The 23505-nt window shown below is 41.7% G+C and carries 22 protein-coding genes; 19 read left to right on the forward strand and 3 right to left on the reverse strand.

Going from position 1 to position 23505, the window contains the following annotated elements:
- The first annotated feature begins 67 nt into the window (after window positions 1-67).
- The 5 genes from G3R48_RS02085 to purU all read left to right on the forward strand — a co-directional run bounded on the left by G3R48_RS02085 (window position 68) and on the right by purU (window position 4521).
- Entirely contained in the window at window positions 68-382 is a 315-nt protein-coding gene (locus G3R48_RS02085; protein ID WP_153660781.1) for a YqcC family protein, read from the forward strand.
- Window positions 383-486: 104 nt separating this feature from the next.
- Window positions 487-1314 carry a tRNA pseudouridine(65) synthase TruC gene (gene truC / locus G3R48_RS02090; protein WP_153662041.1) on the forward strand — a complete coding sequence of 276 codons (828 nt, stop codon included), beginning with the start codon at window positions 487-489 and terminating at the stop codon, window positions 1312-1314.
- A 116-nt stretch (window positions 1315-1430) separates the two neighbouring features.
- Window positions 1431-1895 carry a flavodoxin gene (locus tag G3R48_RS02095; RefSeq protein ID WP_153660779.1) on the forward strand — a complete coding sequence of 155 codons (465 nt, stop codon included), beginning with the start codon at window positions 1431-1433 and terminating at the stop codon, window positions 1893-1895.
- Window positions 1847-3325, forward strand: coding sequence for a PTS transporter subunit EIIC (locus tag G3R48_RS02100; RefSeq protein WP_153660777.1), 1479 nt, complete (start codon window positions 1847-1849; stop codon window positions 3323-3325). Before G3R48_RS02095 ends, G3R48_RS02100 begins: the two co-directional genes overlap by 49 nt.
- Before the next feature lie 350 nt (window positions 3326-3675).
- Window positions 3676-4521 (forward strand): formyltetrahydrofolate deformylase, encoded by an 846-nt coding sequence (gene purU / locus G3R48_RS02105; protein WP_153660775.1) that lies wholly within the window; start codon window positions 3676-3678, stop codon window positions 4519-4521.
- Window positions 4522-4752: 231 nt separating this feature from the next.
- Here purU and dapD read toward each other — a convergent pair whose 3' ends face one another.
- The 3 genes from dapD to map all read right to left on the reverse strand — a co-directional run bounded on the left by dapD (window position 4753) and on the right by map (window position 9049).
- Complete coding sequence (gene dapD / locus G3R48_RS02110; protein WP_153660773.1) at window positions 4753-5577, reverse strand: 2,3,4,5-tetrahydropyridine-2,6-dicarboxylate N-succinyltransferase; 825 nt, start codon at window positions 5575-5577, stop codon at window positions 4753-4755.
- 18 nt (window positions 5578-5595) lie between these two features.
- Complete coding sequence (glnD, locus tag G3R48_RS02115; protein WP_153660771.1) at window positions 5596-8169, reverse strand: bifunctional uridylyltransferase/uridylyl-removing protein GlnD; 2574 nt, start codon at window positions 8167-8169, stop codon at window positions 5596-5598.
- Window positions 8170-8236: 67 nt separating this feature from the next.
- Complete coding sequence (gene map, locus G3R48_RS02120) at window positions 8237-9049, reverse strand: type I methionyl aminopeptidase (protein ID WP_153660769.1); 813 nt, start codon at window positions 9047-9049, stop codon at window positions 8237-8239.
- Between the two features lie 341 nt (window positions 9050-9390).
- Here map and rpsB point away from each other — a divergent pair, with 341 nt between their 5' ends.
- The 14 genes from rpsB to lpxB all read left to right on the forward strand — a co-directional run bounded on the left by rpsB (window position 9391) and on the right by lpxB (window position 23445).
- Window positions 9391-10119: a 30S ribosomal protein S2 gene (gene rpsB / locus G3R48_RS02125; RefSeq protein ID WP_153660767.1), complete on the forward strand. Its 729-nt coding sequence runs from the start codon at window positions 9391-9393 to the stop codon at window positions 10117-10119.
- A 122-nt stretch (window positions 10120-10241) separates the two neighbouring features.
- Window positions 10242-11093, forward strand: coding sequence for a translation elongation factor Ts (gene tsf, locus G3R48_RS02130; protein ID WP_153660765.1), 852 nt, complete (start codon window positions 10242-10244; stop codon window positions 11091-11093).
- 67 nt (window positions 11094-11160) lie between these two features.
- Window positions 11161-11898 (forward strand): UMP kinase, encoded by a 738-nt coding sequence (pyrH, locus tag G3R48_RS02135; protein WP_153660763.1) that lies wholly within the window; start codon window positions 11161-11163, stop codon window positions 11896-11898.
- A gap of 118 nt (window positions 11899-12016) precedes the next feature.
- Window positions 12017-12574 carry a ribosome recycling factor gene (gene frr, locus G3R48_RS02140; RefSeq protein WP_212593180.1) on the forward strand — a complete coding sequence of 186 codons (558 nt, stop codon included), beginning with the start codon at window positions 12017-12019 and terminating at the stop codon, window positions 12572-12574.
- Window positions 12575-12656: 82 nt separating this feature from the next.
- A complete protein-coding gene (gene uppS / locus G3R48_RS02145) occupies window positions 12657-13475 on the forward strand; it encodes a polyprenyl diphosphate synthase (RefSeq protein WP_153660761.1) in 819 nt (272 codons plus the stop codon).
- A gap of 21 nt (window positions 13476-13496) precedes the next feature.
- Window positions 13497-14357, forward strand: a complete 861-nt coding sequence (locus tag G3R48_RS02150; protein WP_153660759.1) for a phosphatidate cytidylyltransferase — start codon at window positions 13497-13499, stop codon at window positions 14355-14357.
- Window positions 14358-14359: 2 nt separating this feature from the next.
- Window positions 14360-15556, forward strand: coding sequence for a 1-deoxy-D-xylulose-5-phosphate reductoisomerase (gene ispC / locus G3R48_RS02155; protein WP_153660757.1), 1197 nt, complete (start codon window positions 14360-14362; stop codon window positions 15554-15556).
- Between the two features lie 7 nt (window positions 15557-15563).
- Window positions 15564-16928, forward strand: coding sequence for a sigma E protease regulator RseP (gene rseP / locus G3R48_RS02160; protein ID WP_153660755.1), 1365 nt, complete (start codon window positions 15564-15566; stop codon window positions 16926-16928).
- A gap of 31 nt (window positions 16929-16959) precedes the next feature.
- Complete coding sequence (gene bamA, locus G3R48_RS02165) at window positions 16960-19443, forward strand: outer membrane protein assembly factor BamA (protein WP_153660753.1); 2484 nt, start codon at window positions 16960-16962, stop codon at window positions 19441-19443.
- 63 nt (window positions 19444-19506) lie between these two features.
- On the forward strand, window positions 19507-20004 hold the full coding sequence (locus tag G3R48_RS02170) for an OmpH/Skp family outer membrane protein (RefSeq protein WP_153662037.1): 498 nt from the start codon (window positions 19507-19509) through the stop codon (window positions 20002-20004).
- A 3-nt stretch (window positions 20005-20007) separates the two neighbouring features.
- Window positions 20008-21027 carry a UDP-3-O-(3-hydroxymyristoyl)glucosamine N-acyltransferase gene (gene lpxD, locus G3R48_RS02175; RefSeq protein WP_153660751.1) on the forward strand — a complete coding sequence of 340 codons (1020 nt, stop codon included), beginning with the start codon at window positions 20008-20010 and terminating at the stop codon, window positions 21025-21027.
- A 33-nt stretch (window positions 21028-21060) separates the two neighbouring features.
- Entirely contained in the window at window positions 21061-21522 is a 462-nt protein-coding gene (fabZ, locus tag G3R48_RS02180) for a 3-hydroxyacyl-ACP dehydratase FabZ (protein WP_212593181.1), read from the forward strand.
- Window positions 21519-22289 (forward strand): acyl-ACP--UDP-N-acetylglucosamine O-acyltransferase, encoded by a 771-nt coding sequence (gene lpxA / locus G3R48_RS02185; RefSeq protein WP_212593182.1) that lies wholly within the window; start codon window positions 21519-21521, stop codon window positions 22287-22289. Before fabZ ends, lpxA begins: the two co-directional genes overlap by 4 nt.
- 10 nt (window positions 22290-22299) lie before the next feature.
- Window positions 22300-23445 carry a lipid-A-disaccharide synthase gene (gene lpxB / locus G3R48_RS02190; RefSeq protein ID WP_153660749.1) on the forward strand — a complete coding sequence of 382 codons (1146 nt, stop codon included), beginning with the start codon at window positions 22300-22302 and terminating at the stop codon, window positions 23443-23445.
- Window positions 23446-23505: the final 60 nt, after the last annotated feature.

The raw sequence follows: 23505 nt of genomic DNA on the forward strand, positions 1-23505 counted from the left end.
TATATGGGTATTAATGGGGCTAAATGGTATCATATTCAACTGTTGTTAGCGGTTATGACGTGAATTTATGATGTATGTAGAGCTAAAAAACCAATTAGTTGAGCTAGAGAAACAGCTCAAGCTATTACAGTTGTGGTCAGCACAAGCTATTTCAGCACAAGCACTAGCAAGTACAGCGCCATTTGCTTGTGACACCATGACATTTGAGCAATGGCTGCAATTTATCTTTATTCCTAAAATGCAGCAATTAATGGCTGCTAAAATGCCCTTGCCAACCAATATGGCCATTGCGCCAATGGCTGAGCATGTATGGCAGTCGATGCCAGAACGTCATTCTATTATTGAATTATTGCGCGTTTTAGATGCGCTTGTTAACCAGTAAGTTTACTTTTTATGCCTAAAAATATGACTCCACAACCCATGCCGATTTTGGCTGCTGATACATCAATAGATACACCATCGCAAGCCGAAATCCTTGAGCAAACCATGGCTGATAAGGTTATCGAAGCAAGCCCTTTAGTTGATGACGCAATTGATGAGAATGAAGAAGTTGCACCTGAAATTGAGGTCATTTTTGAAGATGAGCACCTTGTTGCTATTCATAAACCTGCAGGATTATTGGTTCATCGTAGTTATTTAGCCCGAAAAGAACGTTTTTTTGCCATGCAGCTTACTCGCGATAAAGTGGGATGCCATGTCTTTCCCGTTCATCGACTGGATAGGCCCACATCTGGGGTCTTATTATTTGCTAAAAGCAGTGAAGTAGCCAAAGCACTTTGTGAACAGTTTGAGCAACATACCATTGAAAAGTGTTATTTAGCATTAGTGCGCGGCAATATGCATGAAAGTGGGACACTCGATTATGCATTAAAATATGAGGCTGACGATGTCGGTGATAAATTTGCCAATAAAAATAAACCTGCGCAAGATGCCGAGACCGATTATCAACCTTTGCTTAATGCTGAAATTCCATTTAGTTCTGGTCGCTACCCAACATCTCGCTTTGGTCTAGTTAAGTTAATGCCACAAACTGGGCGCAAACATCAATTACGTCGTCATATGGCGCATTTACGCCATCCGATAGTGGGCGACACCACCCATGGCGATGGTAAGCAAAATCGTTTCTTTCGTGAATATAGCAACATTAACCGATTGTGGTTAATTGCTAAAAGCCTGACTTTTACCCACCCTGTTACTCAAGTTCGTGTACATATCGAAACTGAGCTAGAACCAGAATGGTTAACGGTGTTTGAGTTACTCGGGCTTGAGACGCAGCTAGAGCAAGATGACGGGCAATTACTCGCAAGTAGTTGAAAAGAAACAATCCAATAAACTGTAAATGAGGTTGCATGACAACTCATTGCTGCTTACATTAGAAGCATAAAGCGAACAAACTGTGCAATTTTTGAATAACTTATGGAGAAGTTGTCATGCAAAAAGTGAATATCGTTTTTGGCACGGTCTACGGCGATGCTGAAAAAACGGCTGAAACCGTCAATCAAGCGATTACGGCATTAGGTTATGCGAGCCAAATTTTGTTGCCCGCTGAATTAACAGCTTATACTCCCAGCGCTGAACAATGGCTTATCGTGGTGACTTCTACCACCGGTAATGGTGATTTACCTGATAATATTGAGCCGTGGTTTCAACATTTAAAAGAGTTGGCGCCTTATTCACCAGAACTGAAATATAGTGTGATAGGGCTTGGAGATTCTAGTTATGAAATGTTTTGCGGTGCGGCAGAAAAAGTCGATGCTTTATTGCAAGAACTTGGGGCGCAACCGTTAACCCAAACGCTTAAGATTGATGCTTGTGAAACCATGGACCCACAACAAGAAGCAAAACAATGGATCTCAACTTGGCATGGCGCCGCTCAGTTACTCGCCGAGGCCTAAACTATATTAATCAACATTGGTTTAGGTTTGCTCAGCGCCTAAGCCACGCCTTACTGATTCCGGTAGCTATCTTACCTGCTGCCGGTATTATGCTGGGGTTAACCGTCAACCCCTTACCGTTTATTCCGCAAGAAGTTAACCTTATTTTCTCTGCTGTCGGTCATCTTGTTTTTACCATGATGCCGTTGTTGTTTAGCGTGTCTATTGCCATTGGTTTTTGTAAAGATCAGGGACTAGCAGCATTTTCTGCGGTGTTTGGCTTTGGTGTTTTTACCTCGACAATGGGCGCACTAACTGAGCTTTATCAATTACCTTCACGGGAAATATGGGGGATTGCGACTATTGATACCGGTATTGCTGGCGGCATGTTAATTGGTGGCTCTACCTGTTTAGCTGTGTATTTAAGTCAGCGAGTTAAATTGCCGGTGATATTTTCATTTTTTGAAGGCCGGCGCAGTGCCCCATTAATTAATATTCCAATTTCAATGATGTTAGGTTTTTTAGCGGCAAATGTGTGGCCGCCGATGTTTGAATTTATACAAGGTCTTTCAAATTGGGTAGTTTATCAAGATCCTACCTTAGCATTTGGTATTTACGGCACGATAGAGCGGCTACTGATCCCCTTAGGTTTGCATCATATTTGGAATGCCCCTTTTTATTTTGAAGTGGGTCAGTTTGTTGATGGCGATAATTTAGTTCGCGGTGAAATAGCGCGCTTTTTAGATGGCGACCCGTCTGCTGGTAATCTTGCTGGTGGCTATTTAATTAAAATGTGGGGGTTGCCAGCCGCAGGCTTTGCTATTTGGAAATGTGCAGATAAACGTGAGCGTAATCGAGTGGCGGGCATTATGTTATCTGCCGGAGTGGCAAGTTGGTTAACTGGGGTGACAGAACCACTGGAATTTGCATTTATGTTTGTGGCGCCACTGTTATTTTTTGTACATGCACTATTAACAGGTGTGGCTTATAGCGTGTGTATTTGGCTCGATATTAATCACAGCATAGTATTCTCACATGGCTTGGTTGATTTCCTGTTACTACTGCCATTGTCGACAAATATCCAATGGTTATGGTTGTTAGGGCCGCTTACCGCCATCATATATTATTGGTTATTTCGCTTTTCTATTGTGGTATTTGACATTAAAACCCCTGGTAGAGTGACCAATGATGCTAACATCCAACAAAAAGAAACCCTGACTGCAATGGTGAGCGCCTTAGGTGGCAAAGACAATATCGTCGAAATTAATGCTTGTTTAACTCGATTAAGGATCAGTGTTAAGCAATCAGGATTAATTGATAAAGGTCGTTTAGTGCGATTAGGCGCAAAAGGAGTGGTGATTGTTGGTCAAGGCGTGCAAGTGGTATATGGCACAAAAGCTGAAACCTTACGTAAACTATTACAACGTTATTTAGAGTCTCGGCGTCGATAAGGTAAATCGAACTTACGCTTATCAGTCGTTAATGGCATTAACCCTTCGTTTTTCGCCAGCCATATACCAATAAAGCAATTGTTTAGCTTTGTTATTGATAGTGAGAGCTTCACGCTGGGTTTCTGCTGTCAATTCACCGGCACAAGTCCCGCTAATATGACCCATATGTATGTAGTCTTGATTGATATTTAAACGTTCGCTTTATCCCTCTTTACAATTTACCAGTACTATTAAGCGTTTAAATAACCTCGTTTTTTGCTCTGCTATCATTATTTTCATATCGATAAGATTAAAACCTCCCTTATTTCATGACACACTGATAAAAACTCAAGTTAAGGAGCTACGCCATCATGACAAAAACAGTGCAACAAAAAGTGTTAATAACTGATTGCGCCGATGCCCGGGGGCTAATTGCTCAGGTGACACAGGTGTGTGCAAAGCATGATCTTAATATTATTAACAATAAAGAGTTTGTTGATAGCCACAATAAGCGTTTTTATATGCGCACTGAGCTTGAAGGCGTGTTTAACGATGAAGTGTTACTGCAGCAATTCGCGCAAGTCTTACCACAACAGCATCACGTTAAATTAGTCGACAACAGCAAAAAACGCATTGTGATTATGGTAACCAAAGAAGCCCATTGTGTGGGTGATATTTTAATGAAGGCATATTATGGTGGTTTAGATGTTGAAATAGCCGCTGTTGTAGGTAATTACCCTGAATTAGCTGCGTTGGTTGAAAAGTTTGATGTGCCGTATCATTTTATCAGCCATCAAGGTTTAACGCGTGCAGCCCATGAGCAAGCCATGCTTGATGTGATTTTACCTTACCAAGCACACTATGTGGTACTAGCAAAGTACATGCGGGTATTAACGCCACATTTTGTTAGTCAGTTTGAAAACCGCATTATTAATATCCATCACTCTTTTTTACCGGCATTTATTGGGGCATCACCATATCAGCAAGCTTGGGAACGCGGGGTGAAAATCATCGGCGCAACAGCGCATTTTGTCAATAACTGTCTAGATGAAGGGCCCATTATCAAACAAAATGTTATTTCAGTTGATCACAGTTACAGTGCACAAGAGCTTGCCCATCAAGGTCGCGATGTCGAGAAAAGCGTATTAAGTAAAGCGTTGCAATTGGTCTTAAATGAACAAGTTTTGGTTTATGGCAACAAAACCATTGTGTTTTAATTTCTGCAAGACAAGACAAGACAAGACAAGACAAGACAAGACAAGACAAGACAAGACAAGACAAGACAAGACAAGACAAGACAAGACAAGACAAGACAATAGTTTGAAAATGAATATGAGAGCCAAGTGACTTCAGCTTTTAAATTATTGCTTTATCCTCGGTATTAAAAAGGCGCCTTTTAGGCGCCTTTTTTTTGGGGTTAAGTCATTTACTTTATTACTTGACCCTAATTAGTCAACAATGCGCAGTAATTCATTAATACCGACTTTACTGCGAGTTTTCGCGTCTACTTTTTTAACGATAATCGCTGCATATAAGCTGTAAGTGCCACACTTTGAAGGTAAGTTGCCTGAAACCACGACAGAACCCGCAGGCACACGTCCGTAATGAACTTCACCTGTTTCACGGTCAAAAATACGTGTGCTTTGGCCAATGTAAACACCCATTGAAATCACACTGCCTTCTTCAACAATAACGCCTTCAACAATTTCACTGCGAGCGCCAATAAAACAGTTATCTTCAATGATGGTTGGGCCTGCTTGTAATGGCTCTAATACCCCACCAATGCCTACGCCACCAGAAAGGTGAACGTTTTTACCAATTTGTGCACATGAACCTACGGTCGCCCATGTGTCAACCATTGTACCTTCGTCAACAAATGCACCTAAGTTAACGTATGAAGGCATAAGCACGGTGTTTTTAGCAATGAAAGAACCTTTACGCACTGCTGCAGGTGGTACTACTCGAATGGCTTCTTTTTTGAAGCGCGCTTCATCATAGTCAGCAAATTTTTGCGCCACTTTGTCGTAGTATTTAGTGTCGCCACCATCAATGACGGCATTATCAAAAATACGAAAAGACAGTAATACGGCTTTTTTTAGCCACTGGTTAACGTGCCACTCGCCATCGATTTTTTCTGCAACGCGTGCTTCACCTTTATCAAGCATATCAATGGCCTTTTCAACATCGGCGCGAATGCTTGCATCTACAGTCGTTGGGGTGATCTCTTGGCGTGCTTCAAAAGCTGCTTCAATTCGTTGGCGTAATGCCTGCATTTGATACTCCTGGTCTAGTTAATTAATTTGTTTTAGGGTCAAGTGCATCGCTTCGATAAGCTGTTGTTTTTTAGACTCACCTAGCGCTTGGCCATCTCTTGTTTGTAATATAAAGAAGTCTTCTGCTCGTTCACCAATCGTGGTAATTTTGGCTGACAACAGTCTAACTTCACAGCGATATAACGTGTCACCGACTTTAGCTAATAATCCTGGAGAATCTAGCGTATGGAGCTCCATCATACTTGTACCATGCTTAACGCTAGGTAAGAAACTCACATGAGTGGCAACGTTAAAAGGTTTCATGATCCTAGCAAGCTTGCGGAACTTAGGCAGCTTAGGGTTTTCTGTTGCAATCGCTTTAACTAATGCTTTTTTGATACTTTGTATGCGAGATAATTGAGTAAGAGGTTCACCGTCTTGCTCAAGAATAACAAAGGTATCTAAAACATAACCGTCTCGAGTGGCCATGATATTAGCATCATGCACATTGATATTTTTATTATCTAGCACGGTCATCACAGTCGCAAACAGTTTTGGCTTGTCTTTACTGTAAATAAATAATTCAGTGCCGCCGCGAGTGGTGTGTTTAGACATTAATACAATCGGTTCATTGTCATTTTGATGTTTAATAATGGCTTCTGCATGCCACGCTATTTGATTGGGTTGATGCTGTAAAAAATACTTTGGCTTAAAACGTGCCCATAATGGGTCTAGGCCTTTATCGCGTACCCCACGGCGTAACAATTCTTTTTTGGCTTTTGCTTGTGACTCACTAATTCGCGCCTCTGCATCTACAGGGGTTTCTTTGCCACGAGCAAGTACCCGTTGAGTTGAGAAATAGAGCTCACGTAACAACGAGCCTTTCCAGTTATTCCATGCTTTATTATTGGTGGCACAAATATCAGCAACAGTGAGGCAATACAAGTAGCTTAAATGCACTGTGTCACGTACTTTTTCGGCAAATAACGACACAACATCAGGATCAGAAATATCGCGGCGTTGAGCGGTAACCGACATAATTAGGTGATGTTCAACCAGCCAAGCCACTAAGCGTCCGTCATGGTCATTCAAACCGTGTAGCTTACAAAATTTTAATGCATCAACCGCGCCGAGTTTGCTATGGTCGCCGCCGCGGCCTTTGCCAATATCATGGAAAATGGCCCCAAGTACCAATAAGCCTTTTTTCGGCAATTGGCTCATGAGGATACCACCTAATGGGAATTCATCTTTTTGATCGGGTTGTGAAAAACGGTCAATATTTTGTAATAGGCGGTGAGTATGTTCATCGACAGTATAGGCATGAAATAAATCAAACTGCATTTGTCCTTCAATGCTTCGCCACGCTGGCAAATAAGACGATAAAATGCCATGTTTATGCATCAATGATAAGGCGGTAATACCACGAGGGTGCTTAAGTATATCCATAAACACTTTACGACACTGTGGGTCATCTTGTAGTGGTGCAGTTAGGCTTCGGCGGGCATTTCGTAACTCACGTAATGTTGATGCGTAAATAGCTTGGATATTTGAGTTTTTTGCGACATGCAAAAACAGGGTTAAAATACAGGCGGTTTGTTGTTTGAATAGCCCCGGTTGCAGTAACTCTATATAACTGCCCCGACGTTGAAATTGGGCGTTAATTGACTGTACAGGTAAGGTTTGTGTATGGCCAAGCGTGGCGCTTTTAAACAGCTGTAACAGCATTTGATTTAACTCCATCACACGGCGAACCGTGCGATAGTATTTCTTCATTAACTGTTCTACGGCTAATTGAGTTTGGTCTTCATATCCTAAAAAGTCGGCAACTTGTCTTTGTAAATCAAATAGTAATCGGTTTTCATCTCGGTTAGCAATGCTATGCAGAGCAAAGCGTAACTCCCATAAAAAATCGCGACATTCAATTAGCTCATTTAGCTCGGTTGTGTCTAAATATTCATAGGCGACTAATTCTTGTAAATTAACCGCATCAAAGTGGTGAATGGCAACCCAAGCTATGGTTTGAATGTCACGTAAGCCACCCGGGCAGTTTTTTAAATTTGGCTCTAAATCGAAAGCATTTGCTTTGGCGTGACGGTCTGTTTGTTCTTGGGTTTTTGCGAGGTAAAACTCAGATGAAGGCCAAAAATTTTTTTCACGTATACATTGATAAAGTTGATTAAAAGCATCAGCTTGACCGCTTATTAAGCGAGCTTCAATTAAGTTTGTGGCAATGGTGATATCAGCGAGAGCTTGCTCAAGGGTTTGCTTAACAGATCGAACACTGTGGCCTATGGCGAGGCCGGCATCCCATAAAAAGGTAATAAATTGGCCGATTAGCTGTTTAGCATCTGTGCTGACGCTAGGTGGTGTGATGATCAGTAAGTCGATATCAGACTGTGGGTGTAACTCTTTACGACCATAACCGCCAACAGCAACTAATGCCAGTGGGTGTTGTTCAAGACCAAATTGATACCAAGTATCAATTAATAACGCGTCAATTTTTACTGTGCGTTGAGTAATGAGGGTAGCGATGGGGGTATTATGTTGATATTGCTCCACTAAGTGCTGGTTTATCTGAATAAGTTGTTGCTTGGCTTCCAGCGCTTTGTTCATTGAGTACCCTTATGCTGCATTGAGCGCAAAGCACGCTTTAAGGGGAAAGCGCGCTGATAAATAAAAGTTAGTGGTTAATGACCCGTGGCAATGTTTCATCATTGCGAAGGGTAAGCACTTCAACACCCGTTTCGGTCACTAATAACGTGTGTTCCCATTGAGCTGAATTTTTACCATCTTTTGTATAAGCCGTCCAATTGTCTTCTGTAGAAACATAACAATGTTTTTTACCAGCGTTAATCATTGGTTCAATAGTAAAACACATACCTGGGCGCAAAACACGTTTGTCAGGCGTGCCAAACTTTTCTTTGTAATGCATCACTTGTGGTTCTTCATGAAAACCTGAGCCAATACCATGACCACAAAAATCAGTCACAATACTGTATTTATTAGGACGGTTTTTGTTTTTAAGTTTGATGAACTTTTCTATCGTCTCACCGATGTCACACACTTTCACCCCCGGTTTTACCATACGAATTGCTTCATATAGAGATTCTTGAGTAATCGTTGCTAAATGCTTATCTGCTGCGCTGACCTCGCCGATATAAAACATTTGTGATGTATCGCCGTGGTAGCCGTCTAAAATTACGGTTATATCGATATTAATAATATCACCATCAATTAATTTACGCGCACTAGGAATGCCATGACAAATGACTTCGTTAATAGATGTACAAATTGACTTTGGGAAACCGTGATAATTCAATGGTGCCGAAATAGCACCGTTTTCTTCAGTAAATTTGGCACAAATGTCATTGAGCTCGTCAGTGGTCACGCCCGCTTTGACATGTGGTGCAATCATTTCTAATACTTGCGCAGCGAGCTTTCCTGCTGCACGCATTTTTTCAATTTCTTCTGCGGTCTTAATGACAATACTCATGGGTTTCTCTTCGTGTTTGGGTATCAAAAATGGATGTAATTTAGCAGCTAGTTTACACCATAAAATTTGTGTTTAAAGGCTCAATATGGTATAAAGCGCGCCGTTATGTGTAAGTTTGTTCATTCGGTTTAGATGTGGCTTTAGTTTGTTATCAGCAAATCTGTTTGCTTGGTCTTCACTAAAATGGCACTAAAGCGTAAAATATGGCGGCTATTATACATGGCAATTAACTTAAATACTAAATCACACACGTATCGACACATTTTTCGGGGTGCTTCCTTATTTGGAAGTCGAAACAATGGGATGCGTGGAGGTCTAACCCCTTAACTAAGGTAAAAATCATGACTACTGTTTCAATGCGCGATATGCTACAAGCTGGTGTTCACTTCGGTCACCAAACTCGTTACTGGAATCCAAAAATGAAGCCATTCATTTTCGGTGCTCGTAACGGTGTTCACATCATCAACCTTGAGCATACTGTGCCAATGTTCAATGAAGCGTTAGCTTTCATTAGCAACATTGCTTCTAAGAAAGGCAAAATCTTATTCGTTGGTACTAAACGTGCTGCTGGCGAAGCAATCAAAGAATCTGCACTTTCTTGTGACCAGTTCTACGTTGACCACCGCTGGTTAGGCGGTATGTTGACTAACTGGAAAACTGTTCGTCAATCTATCAAGCGTCTTAAAGAGCTAGAAAGCCAGTCTGTAGACGGTACTTTCGACAAGCTAACTAAGAAAGAAGCGCTAATGCGTTCACGCGAACTTGATAAGCTTGAAAAATCTTTAGGCGGTATCAAAAACATGGGCGGTTTACCTGACGTATTATTCGTTATCGGTGCTGACCATGAGCATATTGCTATTAAAGAAGCTAACAACCTAGGTATCCCAGTTGTTGCAGTAGTTGATACCAACTCTGCACCAGACGGTGTTAACTACATCGTTCCTGGTAACGATGACGCGATGCGTGCTATCCGTTTATACACTTCTTCTGTTGCTGCTGCTGCTAACGCTGGCCGTGGTCAAGATTTAGCTGTACAAGCTGAGCAAGACGGTTTCGTAGAAGCTGTTTAATAATAAGGTGTGATGATTAATCATTACCCTTATTTTCCAATGTAAACATTGGTAAACAGGGGCCTAGTTGGCCCCTGTTTTATAAATGCATTAATAGACGAATTTAAATAGAGGATTTAACAATGGCAATTACTGCTGCCCAAGTTAAAGAACTTCGTGACCGCACTGGCGCTGGCATGATGGATTGTAAAAAAGCATTAACCGAAACTAACGGTGATATCGAGCTAGCTATCGATAACATGCGTAAGAGCGGTGCTGCTAAAGCTGCTAAAAAAGCAGGTAACATTGCTGCTGAAGGCACAATTCTTATTAAAGAAGGCGAAGGTTATTCTGCGCTTCTAGAAGTTAACTGCCAAACAGACTTCGTTGCAAAAGACGGTAACTTCCTAGCATTTGCTAATGAAGTACTTGCTGTTGCAGCTGCTTCGAAAGTGACTATCGAAGAATTGAAAGCGCAATTTGAAGAAACTCGTGTTGCTCTAGTGGCTAAAATCGGTGAAAACATCAACGTTCGTCGCGTTGAATACATCGATGGCGCAACGAATGCTTCTTACCGTCATGGCGACCGTATCGGTGTTGTTGTTACTGGTGAAGCTGATGCTGAAACTTTAAAACACATTGCTATGCATGTTGCGGCTTCTAAGCCTGAATTTGTTGACCCAACAGACGTTCCTGCTGATGTTGTTGCTAAAGAGCAAGCACTTCAAGTAGAAATCGCGATGAATGAAGGTAAGCCTCAAGAAATCGCTGAAAAAATGGTTATCGGTCGCATGAAGAAGTTTACTGGTGAGATCTCTCTTACTGGTCAAGCTTACATCATGGAACCTAAGAAAACTGTTGGCGCTATCCTTAAAGAGAAAGGCGCAACTATCTCTAACTTCATTCGTTTAGAAGTTGGTGAAGGTATCGAGAAGAAAGAAGAAGATTTCGCAGCTGAAGTTGCCGCTCAAATCGCAGCAACCAAAAACGCTTAATTGATAATTTCTAAGCCCCCTAAAGCCGCAGCATCCGCTGCGGTTTTATTATGATCAGGATAAAATTATGAGCACCAATCCAAAACCAGCATATAGACGTATTCTGCTTAAATTAAGCGGCGAAGCATTAATGGGTGACGAAGGCTTCGGTATTGACCCTAAAGTGTTAGACCGTATGGCCCAAGAAGTAAAAGAGCTTGTTGAGTTAGGTATTCAAGTTGGTGTGGTAATTGGTGGTGGTAATTTATTCCGTGGTGAAGGCCTTGCAAGTGCGGGTATGAATCGCGTTGTCGGTGACCACATGGGAATGTTAGCCACAGTCATGAATGGCTTAGCGATGCGTGATGCATTGCACAGAGCGTATGTAAATGCTCGCCTAATGTCAGCTATCCCTTTAAAAGGTGTGTGTGATGATTATAATTGGGCTGAAGCAATTAGTTTATTAAAGTCAGGACGCGTAGTTATTTTTGCTGCGGGTACAGGCAATCCATTTTGCACAACTGATTCTGCTGCGTGTCTGCGCGGAATTGAGATTGAAGCTGAAGTGGTGTTAAAAGGCACCAAAGTCGACGGTGTTTACTCTGCTGATCCGATGAAGGATCCTGATGCAGTCAAATATGACACGCTAACGTATTCAGACGTGTTAGATTCAGAATTAAAAGTGATGGATTTAGCTGCCTTTACCATGGCGCGCGATCATCAAATGCCTTTACTTGTTTTCAACATGAATCAACCAGGTGCACTGCGCCGCGTGATCATGGGTGAGAAAGAAGGTACTGTCATTAGTAATAAAACAGCGGACTAATCAATTTTTTGAAACAAAGTGACTGTTAATGGCATTAAGTGTTTGAGCTGAATTACGGCTTATGTCATCCTTTATTTATAGCGCAAGCACTCAGAATATGTGACCAAAGGATATTATTGTGATTGATGAAATTATGTTAGATGCGCAAGAGCGCATGGGTAAATGTGTAGATTCAACTAAGAACCAAATGGCAAAAGTACGTACAGGTCGTGCTCACCCGAGTTTATTAGACTCTATTCAAGTGTCTTGTTACGGTTCGATGTCTCCGCTTAAGCAAGTGGCGAATATCAACATTGAAGATGCGCGTACTTTAACCGTATCAGTGTTTGACCCTTCAATGGTTCAGGCTGTTGAAAAAGCCATAATGAGTTCTGACCTTGGTCTTAACCCTATGACTGCAGGCAACATTATGCGTATTCCACTTCCAGCGTTGACTGAAGAACGTCGTAAAGACTTCATCAAAGTGGTACGTAACGAAGCTGAAAATGGCCGTATTGCCGTGCGTAACGTACGCCGTGACGGTATCAGTGAAGTGAAGAAACTTGAAAAAGCAAAAGAGTGTACTGAAGATGATGTTCGTCGCAGCGAAGACGAAATTCAAAAGTATACAGACTCTAGCATCAAAATGATTGATGAAGTTTTAGCCGCTAAAGAAAAAGAGTTGATGGAAGTCTAATCTCTTAGATTCTAAAGCTAGAGTTAACACGCCGTGTAAGGGTATACTACACGGCGTTTGTTTATTTTAAGGTAGTAATTGGATGTCAACACCCTCCGCGTTTGTTCAAGCTCCAGTGGAATCATTAGATAAGGTCATCGCCTTGCCTAATGAACTGTCCGATGCAGTCAAACAATCTCTCCCCAAACACATTGCAATTATCATGGATGGTAATGGCCGTTGGGCTCAGCAGCAGGGTAAAGCACGCGTTTCAGGGCATAAAGCTGGGGTCAAAGCGGTTAGAAGAGCGGTGAGCACGGCAAGCCAATTAGGTATTCATTCATTAACATTATTTGCTTTTTCAAGTGAAAACTGGCGTCGTCCTGATAAAGAAGTCAGTTTGTTGATGGGGTTATTTTTCAAAGTATTACAACGAGAAATTAAACTGCTGGATAAAAATTCTGTGCGCCTCAATATTATTGGCGATATTTCTCGATTTTCACAACGATTGCAAAAACAGATTATCCAAGCCCAAGAAACAACAAAAAATAATACCGGGTTGATTTTAAACGTTGCCGCTAATTACGGTGGACGTTGGGATATTATGCAAGCGGCTAGAGTGATGTCTGAAAAAGTCGCTCGTGGCGAAATAAGTCCCGATGATATAACGGAAGAGTCCATGACCGTTAATATGAGCATGGCAGATCAACCCGAGGTGGATTTAATGATCCGTACCGGCGGTGACTTTCGCATTAGTAACTTCATCCTCTGGCAAGCCGCATACGCTGAATTAGTCTTTCTTGAAACATTATGGCCAGATTTTGATGAAAGCATTTTTAAAGATGCGATTGCAACATTTGCCAGTCGTCAAAGACGATTTGGGCTGACTGGCTGTCAGATTGACGAAATTCGTTCAGTATAAAAATTAAAAAAGAGGTTAGCTTTGCTAAAACAACGAATTATTACCGCACTTTTATTAATCCCAATTGTTCTGGGAGGCATATTTTTGTTGCCAGCGGATTACTTTGCTTGGGCGTTAGTGCCTATTTTCTTGATTGCAGGCAAAGAGTGGGGACGGTTAATTGACTCAACATGCAACGCCACTCAATGGACGTTTACCGTTACGATTGGTGTGTTAATGGTGGCACTCAATATATTAGTGCCAGTTGAACACATTTGGTTTAACAGTCAACTTCATCCCATTTATATGGCCATCATTACCATCGGGATATTTTGGTGGATTATTAGCTCTGTATTAGTCTCTACCTATCCTAAAAGTGGCAAACTGTGGCAAAAAAGCCATATGATGAAGTCGATGTTTGGCCAGCTAACTTTATTGCCTTGTTTTGCCGCTTTAATTGCCCTTAATGCGATTAGTGCACAAGCTGACCCATACTTTGGCGGTACATTGGTGTTCTTAGTCATGCTCGTGGTTTGGACTACGGATACCGGTGCTTATTTTGCAGGAAGGCAATTTGGTAAACGTAAACTGATGCCAAATGTTAGCCCAGCGAAAACATTAGAAGGTTTACTTGGTGGGCTTGTCGCGACAATGCTAATTGTTGCTGGCGTGATGTATTACTCACCAGAACAAGAGCTCGGTTTAGTTGTTGTCGTTACCTTGGTCACTGCGCTAGCTTCAGCATTTGGTGATTTATCAGAAAGCATGTTTAAACGTGCCGCCAATATTAAAGATTCAGGTACTATTTTGCCAGGTCATGGCGGCATTTTAGATAGAATTGATAGCTTAACTGCAGCACTTCCTGTGTTTGCATTTATTTATGTTTCAATGTGGATGTCATAAATATGCAAAAGATGGTAATTCTTGGTGCAACCGGGTCTATTGGCACCAACACGTTAGACGTGATTGCGCGTAATCCGCAGCAGTTCAGCACTTATGCATTAGTGGCCAATACCAATGTCGATAAAATGCTGACATTATGCCAAACCCATCAACCTATTATCGCCCATATGGTTGATAGCGACGCCGCGAAGGAATTAGCCGCACAATTACCCAAAAACAGTGCTACCTTGGTAACCACTGGTGCTGAGCAATTAAAGCAGCTTGTTACACATGAAGATGTTGATACCGTGATGGCTGCAATTGTTGGCGCCGCAGGCTTAGTGCCAACGTTTGATGCTGTAAAGGCGGGTAAACGAATCTTGTTGGCCAACAAAGAAGCGTTGGTGATGTCTGGGCAACTGTTTATGGATACGGCTCGTCAATCTGGTGCAACTATTTTGCCCGTTGACAGCGAACACAATGCGATTTTTCAATCGATGCCACAAAGCGTGCAATCAAATCTTGGTTTTTGCGATTTAAACGCTGCAGGAATTAAGCATATTTTATTGACCGGTTCTGGCGGACCATTTTTAACCAGCGACTTAAATGCGCTGGCTACTATGACACCTGCCCAGGCATGTAATCACCCAAATTGGTCTATGGGACCTAAGATTTCGGTCGATTCAGCCACAATGATGAACAAAGGCTTGGAGTATATTGAAGCTAAATGGTTATTCAATACCAATGTTGATCAATTAAAAGTCGTTATTCACCCTCAAAGCGTTATTCACTCAATGGTGCAATATAATGATGGGTCGGTTATCGCCGAGTTAGGTAACCCTGACATGCGCACGCCCATTGCCCATTGTATGAGTTACCCACAACGTATCTCTTCTGGTGTTGAGCCACTCGACTTCTTTAAACTTGGGCAACTTAATTTTTGCGAGCCCGATTTCACACGTTTCCCATGTTTAAAATTAGCCATTGATGCCTGTGCTCAAGGCCAAGAAGCGACTACCGTACTTAACGCTGCTAATGAAGTGGCGGTAGCCGCATTTTTAGCTAATGAAATTGCGTTTACTGACATCGCTGTTGTAAATCAGCAATGTTTAACTCAGGTGAGCGCCAGTGCATTAACCAGTATTGAGGCTATTTTAGAACTCGATAGCCGAACTCGCGTTGCCGCACGTCAATCAATTCAATCGATGATAAACACCTAGGAGTGACATGTTTGATTTTATTTGGAACCTAGGTTCATTTATTGTTGCTTTAGGCGTACTTATTACCGTTCATGAATATGGTCATTTTTGGGTTGCACGTCGTTGTGGCGTGAAAGTCGAGCGTTTTTCTATTGGGTTTGGTAAAGCACTTTGGCGTCGAGTTGGTAAAGACGGCACCGAGTATGTTGTTGCAGCTATTCCGTTAGGTGGTTATGTAAAAATGCTCGATGAACGGGTAGAAGACGTACCCGATGAGTTAAAGCATCAAGCCTTTAACCGTAAAACCGTTTGGCAACGCATTGCTATTGTTGCAGCCGGTCCTATTGCCAACTTTATTTTTGCCTTTTTTGCGCTTTATTTAAAATTCCTCATTGGCGTGCCATCGTTAATTCCGGTCATTGACAGTACTCAAGCCGGTTCTCCTGCCGCGATAATAAAAGTTGATGGATTACAACGAGTCATGGCGGTTTCTGGTAAGCCTGTCAAGACATGGAGCGATGTTAACCTTGCCATAGTTGGACATATTGGTGATGACAGCATTGATTTTACTGTTGGTCCTGTTGATGCTGATAGCACCACGATTGGACGTCAGTATCAGTTAGATATTAGCCAATGGAAATTCGATCCAGATAAGCAATCCCCTATCAGTGCATTAGGGTTAGGGATATTTCGCCCTCAAATTGAACCAATTATCGCAAATGTTGCCAAAGATAGTGCAGCCGAGTTAGCTGGGCTGCAAGTTGGTGATGAGATTGTGTCAATTAATGCGCAACCTTATACTTCATGGTCAAGCTTTGTCACGCAAGTTCAGCAGGCCATTGATCAAAAAGTTGTTATGAAGATTAACCGTCAAGGGCAACAATTATTACTTGATGTTTACCCACAAACAAAACAAGATGCTTCGGGGCAATTAGTTGCCATGATCGGGATTTCGCCTACAGCGGGTCAATGGCCTCAAGCAATGCAATTTGATATGCAGTATGATTTGTTTGAATCAATCCCTGCTGCATTTAACTCAACATGGGATATCACCACGTTGACGTTGAAAATGATAGGAAAGCTCTTTACTGGTGATGTATCTGTAAAAAGTTTAAGTGGCCCTATTTCAATTGCACAAGGAGCAGGTGCGAGTGCGACTATTGGCTTAGCATTTTTTCTCGGTTTTGTTGCGTTAATCAGTGTCAATTTAGGCATTATTAACTTGATGCCTTTACCCGTGTTAGACGGTGGGCATTTGATGTATTACTTTATTGAAGTGATTTCGGGAAGGCCTGTACCTGAAAAAGTACAGGAAGTAGGATTCAAAGTTGGAGCAGTTTTACTGCTAATGTTGATGAGTGTGTCGCTATTCAACGATTTTTCCCGGCTTTGAGCAAGGACAGACAAATAATTAGAAGAGCTCTATGAGATTTAATAAAATTTTTGCCTCGATGTTATTCGTCGGAGCCACGTTTTCAGCAAATACAATCGCGCAAACGTTTCAACCATTTGAAGTAAAGGATATTCAGGTAGAAGGTTTGCAACGAGTTGCATTAGGTGCTGCGCTGCTTAATATTCCCATTAAGGTTGGGGACACGGTTGATCAAGTAAAGTTACAACAAGCCATTAAGAGTTTGTATGGTTCAACTAACTTTGAAAAAATCAATGTTAGCCATGAAAATGGCGTGTTGTACGTAAAAGTACAAGAGCGACCTACCATCAGCTCGGTTACCTTTGAAGGTAACAAGGACATTAAAGACGAACAACTACAAGAAAGTCTTGATGGTTCAGGTGTGAAAGTGGGTGAGTCATTAGACCGCACTATGCTTTCTGGCATCGAAAAGGGCTTACAAGATTTTTATTATGGTGTGGGTAAATATGGCGCTAAAGTAGAAGCGCAAATTATCAACTTACCTCGTAACCGAGTTGAATTACGGTTTAATTTTACCGAAGGTTTAGCGGCTGAAATCCGCCAAATAAACGTCGTTGGTAATACCGTATATAGCGATTCAGAAATTATCAGCATGCTAGAGTTAAAAGACTACGTAGCATGGTGGGATTTATTTGGTGAACGCCGCTACCAAAAACAAAAACTACAAGCAGACTTAGAAACCATTACCACTCATTACCAAAATGAAGGGTATATTCGTTTTAAAGTTACCTCGACGCAGGTGGCGATGACACCTGATCGTAAAGGCTTATACATCACCATTAACGTTGATGAAGGTGAAAAGTATAAAGTTAAAGAGGTTAACTTAACGGGTGACTTAATGGGGCGTGAAAAGTTACTTAAGTCCATTTTGCCAATCAAAGAAGGCAGTACCTATAACGGTGGCGAGGTGACTTTTGCCGAAGGTATGTACAGTAAATACCTTGGCCGCTTTGGTTATGCTTATCCTGAAGTAAAAACCTTCCCTGAGATTGATGATGACACCAAAGAAGTGACATTAAATATTAATATCGATCCGGGTAAACGTGTTTATGTACGCTCAATTAACTTTACTGGTAATACAGTCACCAAAGATGAAGTTATGCGTCGCCAGCTACGTCAAATGGAAGGTGCGTGGTTAAACTCTGCGCAAGTTGAATTGTCTAAGTCAAATCTTAACCGTTTAGGTTATTTTGAAACCGTTGATACAGAAACAGTGCAAGTACCAGGTAGCGACGACCTCGTTGATGTTGATGTTAAAGTAAAAGAACAACCATCAGGTTCATTTAACGCAGGTGTGGGTTTTGGTACAGAATCTGGACTGAGTTTACAGTTCGGGGTGCAGCAAAGTAACTTCTTAGGGACAGGGAATCAGGCCGGTATTAATATTAATACCAATAAATATTCTAAGAGCATGAATATTTCATACACTGATCCTTATTTCACTAAAGACGGTGTTAGCCTCGGTGGTAGTATCTTCTGGAATGAGTTTGATGCACAAGAAGCTAACCTTGAACGTTATAAGAATAAGTCATATGGCTTTGCAGTTAACTCAGGTTTTCCGCTGAATGAATACAACCGTTTAAATGGGGGTATTGGCTATCGTCATAATACAATTTCTGAAATTTCATCTTATGAACAAGCGGTGCGTTTTTATAATATCTACCGTGACTCAAACGACCCTAACCAAGATTTAAGTTTTGATAACTTTGAACTCACAGCTGGTTGGTCGCGAAGCAATTTAAACCGTGGTACGTTCCCTACATCGGGTTCATCACAACGTCTAACGGCAAAAGTGACGGTGCCAGGTTCAGATTTACAGTACTTTAAAACAGATTTTGACACCAGTTTTTACTTTCCACTTACCCGCAACCATAACTTTGTGTTCTTAACTCGAGCACGTCTAGGTTATGCAAACGGTTACGGCAAGTTTAATGACAATGATCAAATTCTCCCGTTTTGGGAAAACTATTACTCAGGTGGTAGCAGCTCATTACGTGGCTTTAAGTCAAACTCAGTCGGACCTCGTTCCTTCTACTTGTTTAGAGGCAGTGAGCCTTGCTCACCCGATCCATCTGGAACTAGTTGTAGTATCCCAGGCGATCCAAACCGCATTAACGTCAACAATGGTAACTCCATTGGTGGTAACGCTATTGCAACGTTAAGTGCTGAAATGATCGTACCAACGCCATTTCTTGATGAAGCGTACACTAATTCGGTTCGTACTAGCTTCTTCGTCGATGCCGGTAACGTTTGGGATTCAGAGTTTGATTATGATTCATACAAATTCTTACCCGCTGAGCAATTTGCACAGCTAGAAGATTACAGTGATCCAGCGCGTATTCGTGCATCATGGGGAATGAGCATTCAATGGCTTTCTCCAATGGGACCTATGGTGTTTAGCTTAGCTTGGCCAATTAAAGAATACGCAGATGATGAAACAGAGATCTTCTCTTTCAATATTGGCAAAACATTCTAAAACCAATACACTCAGCACGTTTAGCTGAAAAATTATAAATCAAAGGAGTTTATTTTGAATAAGATGGTAAATCGCGCATTAATTACATTGGCATTTCTTGCCGCACCTATGATGGCACACGCAGAAAAAATTGCCGTTGTCGATATGGGGCAAGTATTTGAGCAACTGCCTCAGCGCGAACAAATTGCTAAGTCGTTACAAGCTGAATTTGGTGACCGTGTTGCTGACGTGAAAAAAATGCAAGAAGAGATGCGTACACTTGCTGAAAAAGGCCAGCGTGATGGCGCGTTAATGTCAGATGTTCAAAAAACTGAACTACAACGTAAACTTGAAAGCTTACAATCTGATTACAAATTAAAAGCAAAAGCATTAGATGAAGACATGCGTCGTCGTCAAGGTGAAGAGCAAAACAAACTGTTAGTTAAAGTGCAAAACGTTATCAATAAAATTGCTGAAAAAGAGCAATACGATATGGTGCTTCAACGTGGTGCAGTTGTTTATGTTAAACCAGAAGCTGATATCAGCAAAATGGTTGCTGAAGCGCTAACTAAAGGTCAGTAATTTATGCAACAAGTGACTTTAAAAGAGCTTGCCGAGCGCTTTGACGTTACCGTAAAAGGTGATGACGCGATTGTTGTGCATTCTGTTGCAACATTAGCTGATGCCGCGTCTGGGCAAATCTCTTTTCTAGCCAATAGTAAGTACCGCACTCAGCTTGAGGAAACTCAAGCTAGCGCGGTGTTATTAACTGAGGCCGACGCTGAGAACTACTCTGGCACGGCGCTAATCGCAAAAGACCCTTATGTTACATTCGCAAGGGTCACTCAGTTATTAGATACTACGCCACAAGAACAAGTAGGGATTCATCCTTCCGCACAAATTGATGCTTCTGCTCAAATTGGCGAAGGGGTAGCCATTGCAGCAAATGTTGTTATTGGTGCTAATGTTATTATTGGTGAAAACGTTCAGTTAGGTGCAGGCTGCGTGATTGGTAAAGACACCATTATTGGTTCCAATAGTCGTCTGTGGGCAAATGTCACGATCTATCATGATGTTCACCTTGGCAGCCATTGTTTAGTGCAGTCAGGTACTGTGATTGGTTCTGATGGTTTTGGTTATGCTAACGACAAAGGTCAATGGGTTAAAATTCCACAAATTGGCGGCGTTCGTATTGGAGACAATGTAGAAATTGGTGCATGTGCCAGTATTGACCGTGGTGCGTTATCGCATACTGAAATTCATGACGGTGTCATTTTAGATAATCAAGTGCAAATTGCCCATAATGTCATTATTGGCAAAAACACGGCAATAGCGGGCGCAACAGTGGTTGCAGGTAGCGCAACGATTGGCCAATATTGTGTGATTGGTGGTGGGTGCTGCATTGCTGGACACATTAGTATTACTGATGGCGTGTTTGTTTCTGGTAGCACCAACATTACCAATGTGATCCGTAAAAAAGGCGTTTACTCATCTGCTACAATAGCTACAGAGAATAAACTTTGGCGTCGAAATACGGTTAGATTGCGTCAATTAGATGATTTATTTACTCGTGTAAAAACGATAGAAAAAACGATAAAAGAATAAACAATTAAGCTTAGGCTTAATAAAGGAAAGCGTGTGGCAAACGAATTAAACACCATGGATATCAAAGAGATTCTTAAATATCTTCCTCATAGATACCCTTTTTTATTAATCGATCGCGTATTGGACTTTACCGTTGGTGAAGAACTGCATGCAATAAAAAATGTCACGATTAATGAACCTTTTTTCCAAGGACATTTTCCTGTTCAACCGGTGATGCCGGGTGTACTTATTTTAGAGGCGATGGCACAAGCCACCGGGCTACTGGCGTTTAAAACCATGAGCACCGAGCCTTCACCAGATGTACTTTATTACTTTGCTGGTATCGACAAAGCACGTTTTAAACGGGTAGTTGAGCCTGGAGACCAAATTCACTTTAAGGTGAAAATGATTAAGGAACGCCGCGGGATTGGCGTCTTTGCTGGAGAAGCACTTGTCGATGGAGAGGTGGTTTGTTCTGCCGAGATTATGTGCGCCCGTAGAGAGATTGAAAAGTGATAGATAAACTTGCGTTTGTACACCCTCAAGCAAAAATCGGCAACAATGTCACGATTGGCCCTTGGTCATATATTGGTGCAGATGTTGAAATTGGTGATGACACTTGGATTAGCTCGCATGTTGTAGTGAAAGGCCCAAGTGTTATTGGTAAAGGTAATCGAATCTTTCAGTTTGCTTCTGTTGGTGAAGAATGCCAAGACTTGAAGTATGCTGGTGAGCCTACCCGTTTAATTATGGGCGATAACAACATTGTGCGTGAATCTGTCACTATTCACCGTGGCACCGTTCAAGATAACAGTGAAACCCGTATTGGTTCAAACAACCTATTTATGGCTTATGTGCATATTGCACATGACTGTGTGGTTGGCGACAACGTAATTATGGCAAACAATGCATCAATAGCTGGTCATGTACATGTAGGTAATTCGGTTATTCTTGGTGGTATGACAGGTGTTCATCAGTTTGTTCATATAGGTGATCATGCATTTAGTGCCGGTTCGTCAACGATTTTCCAAGATGTTCCACCATTTGTTATGGCTGCAGGTACGCCGGCTATTCCACGCGGATTAAATGTTGAAGGCCTAAAGCGTCGCGGTTTCACTAAAGAAACGCAACATGCCATACGCCGTGCGTATAAGGCTTTATACCGTAAAAACCTTACTGTAGAAGAAGCCATTGCGCAGATGAAAGTCGATGCAGAAAATGATGAATATGTTCAAGGCATGATTGATTTTGTCTTAAATTCTTCACGTGGCATTATCCGCTAAATAGGTACCGATGACTTCTTCATCTCAAAAAGTCTTTGCCTTAGTCGCCGGAGAAATCTCCGGCGATATTTTAGGTGCAGGATTAATCAAATCATTACAACAACGCTACCCAGATGCCAAATTTGTCGGTATTGGTGGCCCTCGCATGCAAGCTTTAGGATTTAAGTCTTACTTTTCAATTGAAGAGTTAGCGGTGATGGGCATTGTAGAGGTGTTGTCGCGCTTACCACGGTTATTAAAAGTTCGTGCTAGCTTAATTGAGCAAATTGTCGCGGCTAAACCCGATTGCTTTATTGGTATTGATGCCCCTGATTTTAATATTGGCTTAGAGCTAAAACTTAAAAATAAAGGCATCAAAACTGTTCATTATGTCAGTCCATCGGTATGGGCGTGGCGACCAAAACGTATTTTCAAAATAGCCAAAGCCACGAACATGGTGTTGTCTTTGTTACCTTTTGAAAAAGCATTTTATGATAAACATCATGTGCCTTGTACCTTTGTGGGGCATACGCTTGCAGATGATATCGACTTAGTCAGTGATAAAAGTGCTGCCCGTAAACTGCTTGGCCTTGATGATAACGCTGAATATCTAGCGGTATTGCCAGGCTCCAGAGGCGGTGAGCTAAAACAATTAGCCGAACCTTTTGTAAAAGCGGCGAAGCAAGTTAAACAACAATTTCCCGATCTTAAAATTATCACCCCATTGGTGAATGATGCTAGGCGTAAACAGTACCTTGATGCGTTAGAGCAATTTGCGCCAGATTTAGAAATTAAGCTAATAGAAGGCCAATCGCGTGAAGTGATGGCTGCCAGTGATTACATCTTACTAGCGTCTGGTACGGCTACCCTAGAAGCCATGCTGGTTAAAAGACCGATGGTTGTGGCATATAGAGTGAGTCCATTGACTTACAAAATAGCCAAGCGATTGATGCAGGTGAGTAATTATTCATTGCCAAATTTACTTGCGGGCAAGACCATTGTTCCTGAGCTAATCCAAGATGATTGCACTGATGACAACATTGCTGCTGCCGTTATTAATCAAATGAATGTGGATTTTACTCCACTTAAAACTCAATTTGAGCAAATACATCATCAATTACGTCAAAATGCCAGCGAGCGCGCTGCGCAAGCGGTTATTGATGTGATTGGCGCTTAGTCGATTAATCTGACAGGTTAGTTAAATCAACTAAACCAGTCCCCTTTTAGGTGTGAACGA

This window comes from Shewanella intestini, assembly GCF_018221465.1.
Lineage (GTDB): Bacteria > Pseudomonadota > Gammaproteobacteria > Enterobacterales > Shewanellaceae > Shewanella > Shewanella intestini.